At 70.6% G+C, this 14,311-nt stretch carries 13 protein-coding genes; 9 read left to right on the forward strand and 4 right to left on the reverse strand.

The window, feature by feature from the left end; translation table 11 throughout:
- Positions 1–4 precede the first annotated feature (4 nt).
- The 6 genes from ACIBEJ_RS22825 (at position 5) to ACIBEJ_RS22850 (ending at position 7,928) form a co-directional block, all read left to right on the forward strand.
- The gene (locus tag ACIBEJ_RS22825) at positions 5–1,672 is read left to right on the forward strand and encodes a thiamine pyrophosphate-binding protein (RefSeq protein ID WP_397184790.1); all 1,668 of its coding nucleotides are present in this window, start codon (positions 5–7) and stop codon (positions 1,670–1,672) included.
- A 7-nt stretch (positions 1,673–1,679) separates the two neighbouring features.
- Complete coding sequence (frc, locus tag ACIBEJ_RS22830) at positions 1,680–2,903, forward strand: formyl-CoA transferase (protein ID WP_397184791.1); 1,224 nt, start codon at positions 1,680–1,682, stop codon at positions 2,901–2,903.
- The gene (locus ACIBEJ_RS22835) at positions 2,903–5,017 is read left to right on the forward strand and encodes an acetate--CoA ligase family protein (RefSeq protein ID WP_397184792.1); all 2,115 of its coding nucleotides are present in this window, start codon (positions 2,903–2,905) and stop codon (positions 5,015–5,017) included. Before frc ends, ACIBEJ_RS22835 begins: the two co-directional genes overlap by 1 nt.
- Positions 5,018–5,173: 156 nt before the next feature.
- Positions 5,174–6,580: an Nramp family divalent metal transporter gene (locus ACIBEJ_RS22840; RefSeq protein ID WP_397184793.1), complete on the forward strand. Its 1,407-nt coding sequence runs from the start codon at positions 5,174–5,176 to the stop codon at positions 6,578–6,580.
- Positions 6,580–6,972 (forward strand): hypothetical protein, encoded by a 393-nt coding sequence (locus tag ACIBEJ_RS22845; RefSeq protein ID WP_397184794.1) that lies wholly within the window; start codon positions 6,580–6,582, stop codon positions 6,970–6,972. Before ACIBEJ_RS22840 ends, ACIBEJ_RS22845 begins: the two co-directional genes overlap by 1 nt.
- Positions 6,969–7,928 (forward strand): TerC family protein, encoded by a 960-nt coding sequence (locus ACIBEJ_RS22850; RefSeq protein ID WP_397184795.1) that lies wholly within the window; start codon positions 6,969–6,971, stop codon positions 7,926–7,928. Before ACIBEJ_RS22845 ends, ACIBEJ_RS22850 begins: the two co-directional genes overlap by 4 nt.
- Before the next feature lie 35 nt (positions 7,929–7,963).
- Here the strand turns inward: ACIBEJ_RS22850 and ACIBEJ_RS22855 are convergent, their stop codons facing one another.
- The 4 genes from ACIBEJ_RS22855 to ACIBEJ_RS22870 form a co-directional block, all read right to left on the reverse strand.
- Positions 7,964–8,335, reverse strand: coding sequence for a hypothetical protein (locus ACIBEJ_RS22855; protein WP_397184796.1), 372 nt, complete (start codon positions 8,333–8,335; stop codon positions 7,964–7,966).
- Between the two features lie 25 nt (positions 8,336–8,360).
- Positions 8,361–8,537 carry a hypothetical protein gene (locus ACIBEJ_RS22860; protein ID WP_397184797.1) on the reverse strand — a complete coding sequence of 59 codons (177 nt, stop codon included), beginning with the start codon at positions 8,535–8,537 and terminating at the stop codon, positions 8,361–8,363.
- Between the two features lie 55 nt (positions 8,538–8,592).
- Entirely contained in the window at positions 8,593–9,321 is a 729-nt protein-coding gene (locus ACIBEJ_RS22865) for a GntR family transcriptional regulator (RefSeq protein ID WP_397184798.1), read from the reverse strand.
- Positions 9,322–9,400: 79 nt separating this feature from the next.
- Positions 9,401–10,606, reverse strand: a complete 1,206-nt coding sequence (locus tag ACIBEJ_RS22870) for a hypothetical protein (protein WP_397184799.1) — start codon at positions 10,604–10,606, stop codon at positions 9,401–9,403.
- Positions 10,607–10,696: 90 nt separating this feature from the next.
- Between ACIBEJ_RS22870 and sucC the strand changes: the two genes are divergently transcribed.
- Genes sucC through ACIBEJ_RS22885 form a run of 3 tightly spaced genes read left to right on the forward strand, consistent with a single transcriptional unit; the run spans position 10,697 to position 14,306 of the window.
- Positions 10,697–11,827, forward strand: coding sequence for an ADP-forming succinate--CoA ligase subunit beta (gene sucC, locus ACIBEJ_RS22875; protein WP_397184800.1), 1,131 nt, complete (start codon positions 10,697–10,699; stop codon positions 11,825–11,827).
- On the forward strand, positions 11,827–12,702 hold the full coding sequence (sucD, locus tag ACIBEJ_RS22880; protein ID WP_397184801.1) for a succinate--CoA ligase subunit alpha: 876 nt from the start codon (positions 11,827–11,829) through the stop codon (positions 12,700–12,702). Before sucC ends, sucD begins: the two co-directional genes overlap by 1 nt.
- Positions 12,699–14,306, forward strand: a complete 1,608-nt coding sequence (locus ACIBEJ_RS22885) for a thiamine pyrophosphate-binding protein (RefSeq protein WP_397184802.1) — start codon at positions 12,699–12,701, stop codon at positions 14,304–14,306. The genes sucD and ACIBEJ_RS22885 overlap by 4 nt, the downstream gene beginning before the upstream one ends.
- Positions 14,307–14,311: the final 5 nt, after the last annotated feature.

The following is a 14,311-nucleotide window of genomic DNA, read 5'->3' on the forward strand; positions in this document are numbered from 1 at the left end:
GTGCATGATGTCGGAAACGATCTCTGGCGGTCATCTGGTAGCCAAAGCGCTCAAGGCCGAGGGCGTGGACGTGATCTACACGCTGTGCGGCGGGCACATCATCGACATCTACGACGGTTGCGTCGATGAGGGCATCGAGGTGATCGACGTTCGTCACGAGCAGGTGGCCGCGCACGCCGCGGACGGTTACGCGCGCATCACCGGCAAACCCGGCTGCGCGGTGGTCACCGCGGGACCGGGCACGACCGACGCGGTCACCGGCGTGGCCAACGCCTTCCGCGCCGAGAGCCCGATGCTCCTCATCGGCGGCCAGGGCGCGCTGAGCCAGCACAAGATGGGCTCACTCCAGGACCTGCCGCACGTGGACATGATGACGCCGATCACGAAGTTCGCCGCCACGGTGCCGAGCACCGAGCGCGTGGCCGACATCGTGTCGATGGCCTTCCGCGAGTGCTACCACGGCGCTCCCGGACCGTCGTTCCTGGAGATCCCGCGTGACGTCCTGGACGCGAAGATCCCGCTGGAGAAGGCGCGCATCCCCAAGAACTACCGGGCCTCCACCCGCCAGGCCGGCGACCCGGAGGCGATCGAGCGCCTGGCCGACCTGCTCGCCCACGCCGAGAAGCCGTGCATCCTGCTCGGCAGCCAGGTCTGGACCTGCCGGGCCACCGACGCGGCGATCGACTTCGTCAGAAGCCTGAACGTGCCCGCCTACATGAACGGCTCCGGCCGCGGCACGCTCCCGCCCGGCGACCCGCACCACTTCCAGCTCTCCAGAAGGTACGCCTTCACCGAGGCCGACCTCATCATCATCGTCGGCACCCCGTTCGACTTCAGGATGGGGTACGGCAAGCGCCTGTCCCCGACCGCCACCGTGGTCCAGATCGACCTCGACTACCGCACGGTCGGCAAGAACCGCGACATCGACCTCGGCATCGTCGGCGACGCCGGCCTCATCCTGTCGGCCGCGGTCCAGGCCGCGAGCGGCCGGATCAGCGACGCCGCCGCCCGGCGCAAGGAGTGGATCGAGGAGCTGCGCGCGGTCGAGACCCAGTCCTACGACAAGCGCCTGCCCAGGCAGCTCTCCGGCAGCACGCCCATCGACCCGTACCGGCTGGTCCACGAGATCAACGAGTTCCTGACCGAGGACACCATCTACATCGGCGACGGCGGCGACATCGTCACCTTCTCCGGCCAGGTCGTGCAGCCCAAGTCGCCCGGCCACTGGATGGATCCCGGCCCGCTCGGCACGCTCGGCGTCGGCATGGCGTTCGCGATGGCCGCCAAGCAGGCCCGCCGTGACAAGGAGGTGCTCTGCCTGTTCGGCGACGGTGCCTTCTCCCTGACCGGCTGGGACTTCGAGACCATGATCCGCTTCGACCTCCCGTTCATCGGCGTCATCGGCAACAACTCCTCGATGAACCAGATCAGGTACGGCCAGGCCGCCAAGTACGGCGAGGACCGCGCCCGCGTCGGCAACACCCTGGGCGACATCCGCTACGGCGACTTCGCCAAGCTGCTCGGCGGCTACGGCGAGGAGGTCCGCGACCCGGAGGAGATCGGCCCGGCGCTGCAGAGGGCCCGCGAGTCCGGCAAGCCCTCGCTGATCAACGTGTGGGTCGACCCGGAGGTCTACGCCCCCGGAACCATGAACCAGACGATGTACAAGTGAGGCTCAGATGAAGGCTCTGGAAGGCGTCCGCGTCCTCGACATGACCCACGTCCAGTCCGGGCCGTCGGCCACCCAGCTACTCGCCTGGCTCGGCGCCGACGTGGTCAAACTGGAGGCGCCCACGGGCGACATCACCCGCCAGCAACTGCGCGACAAACCCGGCGTCGACAGCCTCTACTTCACGATGCTCAACTGCAACAAGCGCAGCATCACCCTCAACATGAAGTCCGAGCGCGGCAAGGAGCTGTTCACCGAACTGGTCAAGGGCGCCGACATCCTGGTCGAGAACTTCGGCCCCGGCGCCGTCGACCGGATGGGCTTCACCTGGGACCGCCTGAGCGAGCTCAACCCGCGCCTCATCTACGCCTCGATCAAGGGCTTCGGCGCCGGCAGGTACGCCAAGTTCAAGGCGTACGAGGTGATCGCCCAGGCCATGGGCGGCTCGATGACCACCACGGGCTTCGAGGAGGGCCCGCCGCTGGCCACGGGCGCGCAGATCGGCGACTCGGGCACCGGCGTGCACGCGGTGGCGGGCATCCTGGCCGCCCTGTACCAGCGGGAGAGCACCGGGCGCGGGCAGCGGGTGCAGGTGGCGATGCAGCACGCCGTACTGAATCTGTGCCGGGTGAAGCTGCGCGACCAGCAGCGGCTGGCGCACGGGCCGCTGCGCGAGTACCCGAACAGGACCTTCGGCGACGAGGTGCCGCGCTCGGGCAACGCCAGCGGCGGCGGCCAGCCGGGGTGGGCGGTGCGCTGCGCGCCCGGCGGGCCCAACGACTACATCTACGTGATCGTCCAGCCGGTCGGCTGGCGGCCGATCGCGGGCATCATCGGCCGTCCCGAGCTGGCCGACGACCCCGAGTGGGCCACGCCGGAGGCCCGGCTGGGCAAGCTCGACAAGATGTTCCAGCTCATCGAGGAGTGGACGATCCGCCACGACAAATGGACGGTGCTCGACCGGCTGAACGCGGAGAACGTCCCGTGCGGCCCGATCCTGTCGACCAGGGAGCTGGCCGAGGACGAGAGCCTGCGCGAGGAGGGCATCGTCGTGGCGGTGGAGCATCCGGAGCGCGGCGAGTTCGTTACCGTGGGCAGCCCGCTGCAGCTTTCCGACTCGCCGGTCGACGTCGTCACCCCGCCCCTGCTCGGCGAGCACAACCAGGAGATCTACGCCGCGCTCGGCGTGAGCGCGGCCGAGCTGGCCGAGCTGAAGACGAACGGAGTCATCTGATGTCCGCGAGGGAAGTCATCGAGAAGGCGCTGGCCGAGGGCCGCACGGCGCTGACCGCCCCGGAGGGGCGGACGATCTGCGAGGAGTACGGCATCGCCACCCCGGGCGAGGGCCTGGCCACCACGGCCGAGGAAGCGGTCGAAATATCAGCAAAAATCGGCTTCCCGGTGGTCCTGAAGATCGTCTCGCCGGACATCCTGCACAAGACCGACGCCGGTGGCGTGCTCGTGGGACTCAAGACCCCCGAGGAGGTACGCGAAGGCCACGCGAAAATCCTCGCCAACGCGCTCGCGTACGACGCCGACGCCCAGATCGACGGCGTCCAGGTCCAGCAACTGGTCGGCGGCGGCCACGAGGTCATCGTCGGCGCCGTCACCGACCCCACCTTCGGCAAGGTCGTCGCCTTCGGGCTGGGCGGGGTCCTGGTCGAAGTGCTCAAGGACGTGACCTTCCGCCTGGCGCCGGTCTCGGGTGATGATGCCCTCACGATGCTCGACGACATCAAAGCGGCGGAGGTGCTGCGTGGGGCGCGCGGGGCGGAGCCTGCGGACCGCGCGGCGCTCGCCCGGCTCATCGAGGCCGTCGGCAGGCTCGTCGACGAGCACCCCGAGATCGTGGAGATCGACCTCAACCCCGTCTTCGCCAGCGCCTCCGGCGCCGTCGCCGCCGACGTGCGCATCCTCGTCGGCGCCGCGCCCGCGCCGGTCGAACAGCTGCCGAGGGAGCGCATCCTGGAGCAGATGACCCGGATCTTCAAGCCGCGTGCCATCGCCGTCATCGGCGCCTCCGCCGAACAGGGCAAGATCGGCAACTCGGTCATGCGCAACCTCATCAACGGCGGCTACCAGGGCCAGATCTTCCCGATCAACCCCAAGGCCGCCGACATCATGGGCCTGCCCGCCTACAAGAGCATCGCCGACGTGCCCTACGACGTGGACGTGGCCGTCTTCGCCATCCCCGCCGCCTACGTCGCGCCCGCGCTGGAGGAGGCGGGCAAGAAGGGGGTCGCCGGAGCCATCATGATCCCGTCGGGGTTCGCCGAGACCGGCAACACCGACGGGCAGCGGGAGATCGTCGACATCGCCCGGCGGCACGGGGTGCGGATGCTCGGGCCCAACATCTACGGCTACTACTACACGCCGGAGAACCTCTGCGCCACGTTCTGCACGCCGTACGACGTGAAGGGCAGTGTCGCGCTGACCTCGCAGAGCGGCGGCATCGGCATGGCCATCCTGGGCTTCAGCCGTACCACGAAGATGGGCGTCTCGGCGATCGTCGGCGTCGGCAACAAGGCCGACGTGGACGAGGACGACCTGCTCACCTTCTTCGAGCAGGACGACAACACCCGCGCGGTCGCCATGCACCTGGAGGACCTCAAGGACGGGCGCGGCTTCGTCGAGGCCGCGCGCAGGGTCGTGAAGCAGAAGCCCGTCATCGTGCTCAAGGCCGGGCGCACCGCGATGGGCGCGCGGGCGGCCGGCTCGCACACCGGAGCGCTGGCCGGCGACGACAAGGTCTACGACGACATCCTGCGCCAGGCCGGAGTCGTGCGCGCGCCCGGTCTCAACGACATGCTGGAGTACGCCAGGGCGCTGCCGCTGATGCCCGCCCCGCAGGGGGAGAACGTCGTCATCATCACCGGCGCGGGCGGGTCCGGCGTGCTGCTGTCCGACGCCTGCGTCGACGCCGGGCTCACGCTCATGGAGATCCCGCCCGACCTCGACGAGGCGTTCCGCGCCTACATCCCGCCCTTCGGGGCCGCGGGCAACCCCATCGACATCACCGGCGGCGAGCCGCCCTCGACCTACGAGAACACGGTCAGGCTCGGGCTGTCCGACGAGCGCGTCCACGCGCTGGTCCTCGGCTACTGGCACACGATCGTGACCCCGCCCATGGTCTTCGCCGAACTGCTCGCCCGCGTGGTGGCCGAGGAGCGGGCGAAGGGCAACGTCAAGCCGGTCGTCGCGTCCCTGGCAGGGGACACCGAAGTGGAGGAGGCCTGCGCGTACCTGTTCGACCACGGAGTCATCGCCTACCCGTACACGACCGAGAAGCCGGTCGCCGTGCTCGGCGCCAAGTACCGCTGGGCCCGAGCGGCCGGACTGCTGCGTTAAGAGCCGGACGCGGCAGGCGAGGGGGCACATCGGGGCAGCCCATAGGAACCAACCTTTCCCCCAGGAGGTCCTTAGGTGGACACATCCAAACCATCGGCGGCGACAGCGCCACCGGTTGAGGACGAACGCGTATGGAAAGCGGGCCGGCTTGAGCCGATGCCCATCAGGAAACTGCCCGACGCGCCCCCGTCGGTGCACATTCTCGGGCCGACCGTCTTCCTGGTCGCCTTGGGCGTGGGGATGGGCGAGTCCTACATGTGGCCCAGGCTCGTCCTGCTGTTCGGGCCGGAGATCAGGTGGTTGTTCCTGATCGGCGTCACGCTCCAGGCCGTCGTCATGCTGGAGATGGCGCGCTACGCCATGGCGACGGGTGAGAGCATCTTCTCCGGCGCCGCCCGCGTGTTCAAACCGATCATGTGGTTCTTCTTCGTGACGGCCATCGCCGTCTACATCTGGCCGGGCCACCTGTCGGCGGGCGCGGCGGCCTTCGAGGAGATCACCGGCATCCCGTGGATGGTCACCGCGATCATCGGGCTCATCCTGGTCGGGGTGGTCTTCTCCCTGGCCAAGGTGATCTACAACGTGCTGGAGAACCTGCTGTCGCTGCTCATCGGCGTCCTCGTCCTCGGCACCGCGGTGGTCGCGGCGATGGTCGGCTCCTGGGGTGACGTGGTCTCCACGATCTCCGGCATGTTCGCCTTCGGCTACCTGCCGCCCGAGGCGCTGTCGGCGGCGTGGTTCCCGGTCATCGTCGGGGCGTGCGCGTTCGCCGGCCCGTCCGGGATGCAGCAGATGTGGTACACGCTGCACCTGCGCGACTCTGGCGCCGGCATGGGCGCGCACATCCCCCGCATCCGCGGCCTGCGCCACGCCGGCGAGGAAGAGGCCATGCCGACGCGCGGCTTCATGTTCGACACCGACGACCCGGCGGAGATGGCCAAGTGGAAGGGCTGGCGGCGCTGGGTCACCTTCGACGCGCTGCTGCTGTTCTGGGGTGTGACGATGCTGGTCACGATCTCCTTCACGGTCATCGCCCAGGCCGCCGTCCGGCAGAACCCCGGAGTGCGCACGGTCATCTCGGGCGACGACCGCGAGGTGGCGCTGACCGCCATGTCGGACGCCGTCTCCTCGGCGGGCAGCTCGGTGCTCGGGGTGGTCTTCCTCGGGTTCATCGCGCTGATCGGCCTCAACGCCACGCTCGGGCTGTTCGACTCGTTCTCGCGCGGGCAGGCCGACATGACCTACAACTTCGTGCCCGGCGCCCGCAAGCGGAAGATGTCCCACCTGTACGCGGGCTTCCTCTGGGGCGTCATCATCTTCGGCATCCTGATCCTGCTCTTCGGCCCCGCCGACGGGCCCAGCGGCATCCTGGACACGCTGGCGTTCCTGTCGACGTTCGCCATGGGCGCGTACTGCGTGACGCTGCTGCTCGTCAACAACCGCATGCTGCCCAAGCCGATCAGGCCCAGGTGGTGGAGCAACGTGATCGTCGCATTCGGCGCGGTGTTCTACCTCGGCATGCTCTTCTACAGCCTGTTCGCGTACGGCGTGGTCGTGGACTGATGGCGATCCGGCACAGCCTCGAACCCGCCCTGCCCGGGGCGGCGATCGGAGCCGTCGCCGGCGTGGCCGCCGGGGGGCTGACCCTGCTCGCGGGGCAGCCTCTCGGCCGGGCCGCGCTGTCGGCGCTCGCGCTGGCCGTACCCCTGGCGCTGTGCGGCGGCGCGTACGGCCTGCTCATCGGACGCTGGCTCTTCCGGCCCGGGGCCTTCGCCCCCGTCGCCCTGTTCTGGATGGTCGCGTTCCCGCTGTCCAGGCTCATCCAGGAAAGCCTGGCCGGGATAGGGATGCGGGACGGCGTCCTGTTGTTCCTGGCCTACCAGGCGATGGTGAGCGTCGGCTTCGCCATCGGCTTCGTGTGGCTGCACGAACGCCTGACCGTGAGGAGACGATGAACCTGCCCACGTGGGTCTGGCTCGCCACGATCGGCGGCTTCGGCCTCATTCTCGCCCTCGACTTCTACCTCGTGGCCCGCAACCCGCGCGAACCCTCCTTCCGGGAGTGCGTCGGCTGGGTCTCCTTCTACGTCGGCCTGGCCGTGCTGTTCGGATTCGGCCTGCTGATGTTCTCCGGCCCCGCGCACGGCGGGGAGTTCTTCGCCGGATGGATCACCGAGTACTCTCTCAGCGTCGACAACCTGTTCGTCTTCCTGCTGATCATGAGCAGGTTCCAGGTGCCGCGGCAGTACCGGCAGAAGGTGCTGCTCATCGGCATCGTGCTGGCGCTGCTCATGCGCGGCGGCTTCATCGCGGCCGGAGCCGAGGCGGTGGCCCGCTTCGACTGGCTCTTCTACGTCTTCGGCGCCTTCCTCGTCTACACCGCGTGGAAGCTGATCGGGCACGAAGAGGAGGAGGCGGAGTTCTCGGAGAACATCGCGCTGCGGACGGTACGCCGCGTGCTGCCGACCACCGACACCTACCACGGCGCCCGGCTGACCGTGCACCACGGCCGCCGCATGGTGACCCCGATGCTCATCGTCATGGTCGCCATCGGGACCACCGACCTGCTGTTCGCCCTGGACTCCATCCCGGCCATCTTCGGCCTGACCAAGGAGCCCTACCTGGTGTTCACCGCCAACGCCTTCGCGCTGATGGGGCTGCGGCAGCTCTTCTTCCTCATCGGCGGACTGCTGGACCGGCTGGTCTACCTGAGCAAGGGGCTGTCGGTGGTGCTGGCGTTCATCGGGGTGAAGCTCATCCTGGAGGCGCTGCACCACGACGGCGTGTCGTGGGCGCCGGAGATCCCGATCCTGGTCTCCCTCGGCGTCATCCTCGGCACGCTCGCCGTCACCACGGTGCTCAGCCTGCTGAAGTCCCGTGCCGTTCGGGACAAGGAGCCTGCCGAGCGCTGAACCGGCCGCGGGCGGGCGCGGCCGTCCGCCCGTGGCTACAGGCCTTCAGACTTGGCCAGCAGTCTGGCCACCATGTTACTGAGATCGATCATCGTCGCTTGCGTGTGCGCTTGCTGATCCTTCATCACGCCGAGTGTCTTCTCGATGTTGCCAACCGAGCGTTGCAGAACGCCGATGTCGCCTTTCATGTCGACGATGTCGGTCTTGACGACCTTCATGTCTGCCTTCAGCTCCGCGACGTCGGTCTTGAGGACCGCGACATCAGTCTTCAGGACTGAGACGTCGGACTTGAGGACCGCGACATCAGTCTTCAGGACTGAGACGTCGGACTTGAGGTCGGAGATGTCGCTTCGCATCTCCTTGATGTCGGTTTCAACGCTGTCCATGCGTTGTTCGAGGTACGGCATGGAAACCAGGGTACCGGCGGGGCTGTCACGGTCGAGGGGATCTGTGGACATCGCGGTCGGCTGTCCACAGGCGCAGGTAGCGGTCGGCCTCCTCGGCCGAGTACTGCTTTCTGAGCGCGGCGCTCAGCCCGATGCCGAAGGAGCGTCCGTCCCCGCTCTGGCCCATGGGATCACCGCGGAGAAAGCTGATCAACGCCTTCATCGTCACGTCACCTCCTGTCCGGATTCCATCCTCTACCCGAGGTCCGCGCCGGCAATCAGCCGGTGCGGCGGCGGCGCCGTACCGGCTTGGGGGCGGGTTCGACCGGCTCGCCCGCGCGTGACTCCAGGTAGGAGGCGCGGGTGTGCTCGGTGTGCTCGCGCATGATCCGCGCGGCCGTCTCCTCGTCGCCGGCCTCGATCGCGTCGATGAGCGCGGTGTGCTCCTCCCACGAGGTCATGCCGCGCCGCCTCGCCACCGGCGTGTGGTACCAGCGCACCCGCCTGGCCACCTGGGCGGCCAGCTCGGCCAGCACCTTGTTGCCCGACAGCGCGGTCACGAGCGCGTGGAGCTCGGAGTTGGTGGCGACCGCGCCGTCGACGTCGTCCGAGCGCACCGCCGCGACACCGCGCGCGCACAGGGCGCGCAGCCGCTTCACGCCGTCCTCGCCGGCGTTCTGCGCGGCCAGCCGCGCCGACTCGGTCTCCAGCAGCGTGCGTACGGCCAGCAGCTGGTCGGCCTCTTCGAGGGTCGGCACGTGGACGAAGGCGCCCTGACCGGGGAAGAGGTCGACCCAGCCCTCGCCGCTGAGCTGCTGGAGCGCCTCGCGCACGGGCTGCCTGGAGACTCCGAGCAGCTCGGCCAGCTCGCTCTCGACCAGGTGCTGGCCGGGCTTGAGCTGGCCGGAGACGATGAGCTCCTGGATGGCCTCGATCACGCTCTCGCGGAGCGTGGCGGGGCGGGGAATCTTGGCCGCGCTCTGACCGGCCTGATCCGACAGCAACATGTTCGCGGCTCCACTAACGGTTTGTCGTCGACTGCCTACAGCATACAGTTTGCGTTTACTACCTTGCTGGTGAGCCTCATCACAGGGGGATCGTGACCGGCCTGCCCGGCGCGCGCAACCGCCGGGCGGCCAGCGCGGGCAGCGCGGCGCACGCGGCGGCGAGCAGCAGCGCGGGCACGGCCGCCCCGGACAGCGCCAGCCAGCTCAGCGCGACCGCCAGCAGCCCGGCCGCGGCCTTGGCGCTGTAGACGACGGGGTGGATGGTGCCGGTCCCCGCCACGCCGAAGTAGTCGCGCACCAGGCTGGCGACCAGCGGGTAGAAAGCGCCGCCGCCGAGTCCCGCAGCCACGGCCCCGGCCCAGAGTCCGAGCACGGTTCCGGTGCTCGCGTGGGCGGCCAGGAGGAGCTGGCCCAGCGCGAGCAGGGTGAGCACGACGGCCAGCACCGCCGTACGGCCCAGCGCCTCCGAGCACCGCATGGCCACCGCCCTGCCGGCCCCGTTGAGCCCGACCAGGACCACCACCGCGCCCCAGACGCCGGAGGCGGCCACGATGACCACGTCGGCGATGGAGACGGCCCCGGCGCACACCAGGATGGCGGCCAGCGCCGGCAGCGCCCTGGTGCGCAGCGCCTGGGCCAGCGAGAACTCGCGCACCGCCGCCGGGGTCCTGCGCAGGACGGCGGCGTCCAGCGCGTACGAGCGGGGATCGACGGTGTCGGGCCACCACAGGGCAGGGGGCATGCGCACGTACCGGGAAGCGGCGCCGATGACCAGGGCCGCGACGACGCCCGAGACGAGGAACGCCTGGTGCAGCGTGGCGGGGAACAGGCCCGCCCACAGCAGCAGCGGCACCGCCCCGTAGCCGAAGGCGCCGGTCACCAGGCCGACGCGGGTGGCGGGCCGTTCCGGGTGCCAGGCGGCGACGGTCTCGCCGCACACGCCGTAGACGAGGCCGGCGCCCAGCCCGCCGAGCACGGCGTAGACGGTGAGGTACGGCCAGCCGTCCCCCAGCCCGAGGGCGAGCAGCCCGGCGGTGGTGAGCGCGGCGCCGGCGGCCAGGGGGAGGCGGCGGCGCAGCAGGGCCCCGGCCGCCTGGCAGACGATCCACACGCCGAGCGGGATGAGCGCGGCCTGGTCGCGGGTGAGCAGGGCGGCGTAGCCGTACTGAAGGGGCGCTATGGCCGCCATCGAGGCCCAGGCCAGCCAGAACGTGCGCGGTCGGTCGGCGGGGACGGGGCCGGGCAGGTACGCGCGGCCACGCCAGTCATGAATTGCATTCTCCATACCGTATGGAATATCCACACAATCGGATCCTTGTCGAGCCTCTGGACGAGGTTTATTCCATACGGTATACCGTCTACAAAGGAGGCTCGCATGGACCTGTACGAGTACCAGGCGAAGGAACTCTTCGGCCGCCACGGCATCCCGGTCCCCCTCGGAAGCGTGGCGCGCACCCCCGCCGAGGCCCGCGCGATCGCAGCCGAGATCGGCGCTCCCGTCGTCATCAAGGCCCAGGTCAAGACCGGCGGCAGAGGCAAGGCGGGCGGCATCAGGGCCGCGCCGGGACCGGCGGCGGCCGAGGAGGAGGCGGAGCACGTCCTCGGGATGGACATCAAGGGACACCTCACCCGCGCCGTGCTCGTGGAGGTGGCCACCGTGCCCTTCGAGGAGTACTACGCGGCCTTCCTCGTCGACCGGGCGGCCGGGTCGTTCCTGGCGATGGTGTCGGCGCAGGGCGGCATGGAGATCGAGGAACTGGCAGAGCGCGACCCCGGCGCACTGGTCAGGCTGCCCATAGACCCGGTCGTCGGGGTGGACGCCGACGTCGCCCGGCAACTCGTGGCCAAGGCCGGGCTGCCCGAGGCGGCCGCCGCCACGCTGCGCAGGCTCTGGGACGTCATGGTGACCGAGGACGCCCTGCTGGTCGAGGTCAACCCGCTCATCCTCACCACCGACCAGCGGATCGTCGCGCTGGACGGCAAGGTCACCCTGGACGACAACGCCGCCTTCCGGCACGAGCGCGTACCCGAGGAGCCGACCGGCAGCCTGGAGGACCGCGCCAGGGAGAAGGGGCTCAACTACGTCAAGCTGGACGGCCGCGTGGGCGTGATCGGCAACGGCGCCGGGCTGGTCATGAGCACGCTCGACGTCGTCGCCGGCGCCGGAGCCGATCCCGCGAACTTCCTCGACATCGGCGGCGGCGCCTCCGCCCAGGTCATGGCGGACGGGCTGGAGATCATCCTGTCCGACCCCGACGTGCGCTCGGTGCTGGTCAACGTCTTCGGCGGCATCACCACCTGCGACGCGGTGGCCACGGGCATCGTCACCGCGCTGGAACAACTGGGCGAACGCGGCAGGACCCGGCCCATCGTGGTCCGGCTCGACGGCAACAACGCCGAGATCGGCCGGCGCATCCTCAGCGACGCCCGGCACCCGGCGGTCCGCCAGATTCCCACCATGGACGGCGCCGCCGAGCTGGCGGCCAGACTCGCGGCAGGTGCGTGATGGCGATCTTCCTGACCAAGGACAGCCGGGTGCTGGTCCAGGGCATGACCGGTGCCGAGGGCGCGCGGCACACCGCGCGCATGCTGGCCGCGGGAACCGACGTGGTGGCCGGGGTGACGCCGGGCAAGGGCGGGCGCACGGTCGACTTCGGTGAGCGCACGGTGCCGGTGTTCGGCTCGGTCGCCGAGGCCATGGGCGAGACCGGCGCCGACGTGTCGGTGGTCTTCGTGCCGCCGCGCTTCACCGGCTCGGCCGTGGAGGAGGCGGTGGCGGCGGAGATGCCGCTGTGCGTGGTGATCACCGAGGGCGTGCCCGTGCACGACACGGTCAGGTTCCGCGCCCTGGCCCGCGGCCGTACCCGGATCATCGGCCCCAACTGCCCCGGCCTGATCAGCCCTGGCCAGTCGTCGGCCGGCATCATCCCCGCCGACATCACCTCCGCCGGGCGCGTCGGCCTGGTCTCCAAGTCGGGCACCCTCACCTACCAGCTCATGTACGAGCTGCGCGACCTGGGCTTCTCCACCGCGGTCGGCATCGGCGGCGACCCGGTCGTCGGCACGACGCACATCGACTGCCTCCAGGCGTTCCAGGAGGATCCGGCCACCGACGCGATCGTGATGATCGGCGAGATCGGCGGCGACGCCGAGGAGCGGGCCGCCGCCTACATCGCCGCGAACCTCACCAAACCAGTCGTCGCCTACGTGGCCGGGTTCACCGCGCCCGAGGGCAAGACGATGGGCCACGCGGGCGCGATCGTCTCCGGTTCGTCGGGTACCGCGCAGGCCAAGAAAGAGGCCCTGGAGGCGGCGGGCGTACGGGTCGGGCGCACCCCTTCGGAGACCGCGCGGCTGATGCGGTCGGTGCTGGGCGCATGAGCCGGGTGCCCTGCATGGAGGCGGTGGTCGCCGTGCTGGAGTCGGAGGGCGTGGACACCGTCTTCGGCTTCCCGGGCGCCGCCGTCCTTCCCCTGTACGCCGCGCTGCGCCGCAGCTCCGTCCGGCACGTCACGATGGGCCGCGCGGCGGGCGGCGCCCACGCGGCCGGCGGCTGGGCCAGGGCCACCGGCAACGCCGGCGTCTGCGTGGCGGGGTCCGCGGGCACCGACGTGATCACCGGCCTGCGCGCCGCGCTGGCCGACTCGGTCCCGATGATCTGCGTCACCGGGCAGGAGCCGGGCATCGTGGAGATCGCCGGACCCGTCACCAAATGGGCGGTCCGGCCCGAACGGCCCGCCCAGGCGCCCTGGATCTTCCGCGAGGCGTTCCGCGTGGCCCGCTCCGGCCGTCCCGGCCCGGTCCTCGTCGACCTGCCCGCCGACGTGCAGCGCGGCGCCTGCCACCACGACCGCGCCCTGGACGCACCGCTGCCGGTCGAGCTCCCGCGCCCGCTGCCGCAGGCCGTGCGCAGAGCCGTCGACCTCGTCGGTACGGCGAAGCGCCCCCTCATCCTGGCCGGAGGCGGGGTCGTCACCGCCGGCGCCGGCGAGGAACTGCTCGACCTGGCCGAACACCTCCAGATCCCGGTCCAGGTCACGCTCATGGGCAGGGGCGCCTTCCCCGAGGACCACCCCCTGTTCGCCGGCCTGGCTGGGCCCCTGGCGCGGGCCCGCTGGGGCAACGCCGTGTTCCTGGAGAGCGACCTGGTGCTGGCCGTGGGCGTCCGCTTCGACGGGCGGCACGCCGGCGATCTGGGCGCCTACCGCGAGGGCCGCCGCCTCGTCCACGTCGACATCGATCCCACCCAGTTCGGCAGGGTCGTCGAGCCGGACTTAGGGGTGTTCGGGCATGCCCGGCCCGTATTGGCTGAGATGGTGGCGGAGGCGCGCAGCCGTACGGCGGCCCTGCAACCCGGCAGGTGGGTGCGCAGGGCCGGCGAGCTGTGCCGCACGAAGGCACGCCGCGACGACGTGCCGATCAAGCCGCCCCGCGCGTTCAGGGAGATCGACGACTTCTACCCGCGCGACACCACCTTCGTCACCGCGGCGGGGCTCCACCGGATCTGGCCGGACGGGTTCCCGGCCGCCTGCCCGCCCCGGCGCCACCTCGCCTGCGGCCAGGCGGGCTGGGAGGTTCCCGCGGCGATGGGGGCCAAGTGCGCCCATCCGGAGCGGCAGGTCGTCGCGGTCGCCCGCCGGCTCCCTGCCGAGGAGGTCGCGGTCGCGGCCCGGCACCGGATCCCGTTCGTGATCCTGCTGGTCGACGACGGGCTTCCGGACGAGAGGAACGACGTCCACCGCGGCGGAGCACGCGTCGACCACGTGAAGGCCATGGAGTCCTCCGGCTGCCCGGCCCGCCGGGTCGAGCGGCCGGAGGACCTGCGCGACGCGCTCGCCTGGGCGTCGCGGGAGATGGCGCGGACGCGGCTGCCGGCGCTGGTGGAGGTCATGGTCGAGCGGGGGGCCGACACGGGCCCCGCGCCCGGCGCGATCAAGGAGTTCGAGCCGCTGCCCGAGCTCGTCACCGTCGACTGGTCGGACTAGGAGGC

Origin of the sequence: Nonomuraea sp. NPDC050790, assembly GCF_044456745.1 — a bacterium.
In the GTDB taxonomy this organism is placed as follows: domain Bacteria; phylum Actinomycetota; class Actinomycetes; order Streptosporangiales; family Streptosporangiaceae; genus Nonomuraea.

What these genes read in the sequence shown, in the direction of transcription:
- ACIBEJ_RS22825 (WP_397184790.1), top strand. Translation starts at nt 5, where the DNA reads ATGATGTCGGAAACGATCTCTGGCGGTCATCTGGTAGCCAAAGCGCTC.
- frc (WP_397184791.1), top strand. Translation starts at nt 1,680, where the DNA reads ATGAAGGCTCTGGAAGGCGTCCGCGTCCTCGACATGACCCACGTCCAG.
- ACIBEJ_RS22835 (WP_397184792.1), top strand. Translation starts at nt 2,903, where the DNA reads ATGTCCGCGAGGGAAGTCATCGAGAAGGCGCTGGCCGAGGGCCGCACG.
- ACIBEJ_RS22840 (WP_397184793.1), top strand. Translation starts at nt 5,174, where the DNA reads ATGCCCATCAGGAAACTGCCCGACGCGCCCCCGTCGGTGCACATTCTC.
- ACIBEJ_RS22845 (WP_397184794.1), top strand. Translation starts at nt 6,580, where the DNA reads ATGGCGATCCGGCACAGCCTCGAACCCGCCCTGCCCGGGGCGGCGATC.
- ACIBEJ_RS22850 (WP_397184795.1), top strand. Translation starts at nt 6,969, where the DNA reads ATGAACCTGCCCACGTGGGTCTGGCTCGCCACGATCGGCGGCTTCGGC.
- ACIBEJ_RS22855 (WP_397184796.1), bottom strand. Translation starts at nt 8,335, where the DNA reads ATGCCGTACCTCGAACAACGCATGGACAGCGTTGAAACCGACATCAAG.
- ACIBEJ_RS22860 (WP_397184797.1), bottom strand. Translation starts at nt 8,537, where the DNA reads ATGAAGGCGTTGATCAGCTTTCTCCGCGGTGATCCCATGGGCCAGAGC.
- ACIBEJ_RS22865 (WP_397184798.1), bottom strand. Translation starts at nt 9,321, where the DNA reads ATGTTGCTGTCGGATCAGGCCGGTCAGAGCGCGGCCAAGATTCCCCGC.
- ACIBEJ_RS22870 (WP_397184799.1), bottom strand. Translation starts at nt 10,606, where the DNA reads ATGGAGAATGCAATTCATGACTGGCGTGGCCGCGCGTACCTGCCCGGC.
- sucC (WP_397184800.1), top strand. Translation starts at nt 10,697, where the DNA reads ATGGACCTGTACGAGTACCAGGCGAAGGAACTCTTCGGCCGCCACGGC.
- sucD (WP_397184801.1), top strand. Translation starts at nt 11,827, where the DNA reads ATGGCGATCTTCCTGACCAAGGACAGCCGGGTGCTGGTCCAGGGCATG.
- ACIBEJ_RS22885 (WP_397184802.1), top strand. Translation starts at nt 12,699, where the DNA reads ATGAGCCGGGTGCCCTGCATGGAGGCGGTGGTCGCCGTGCTGGAGTCG.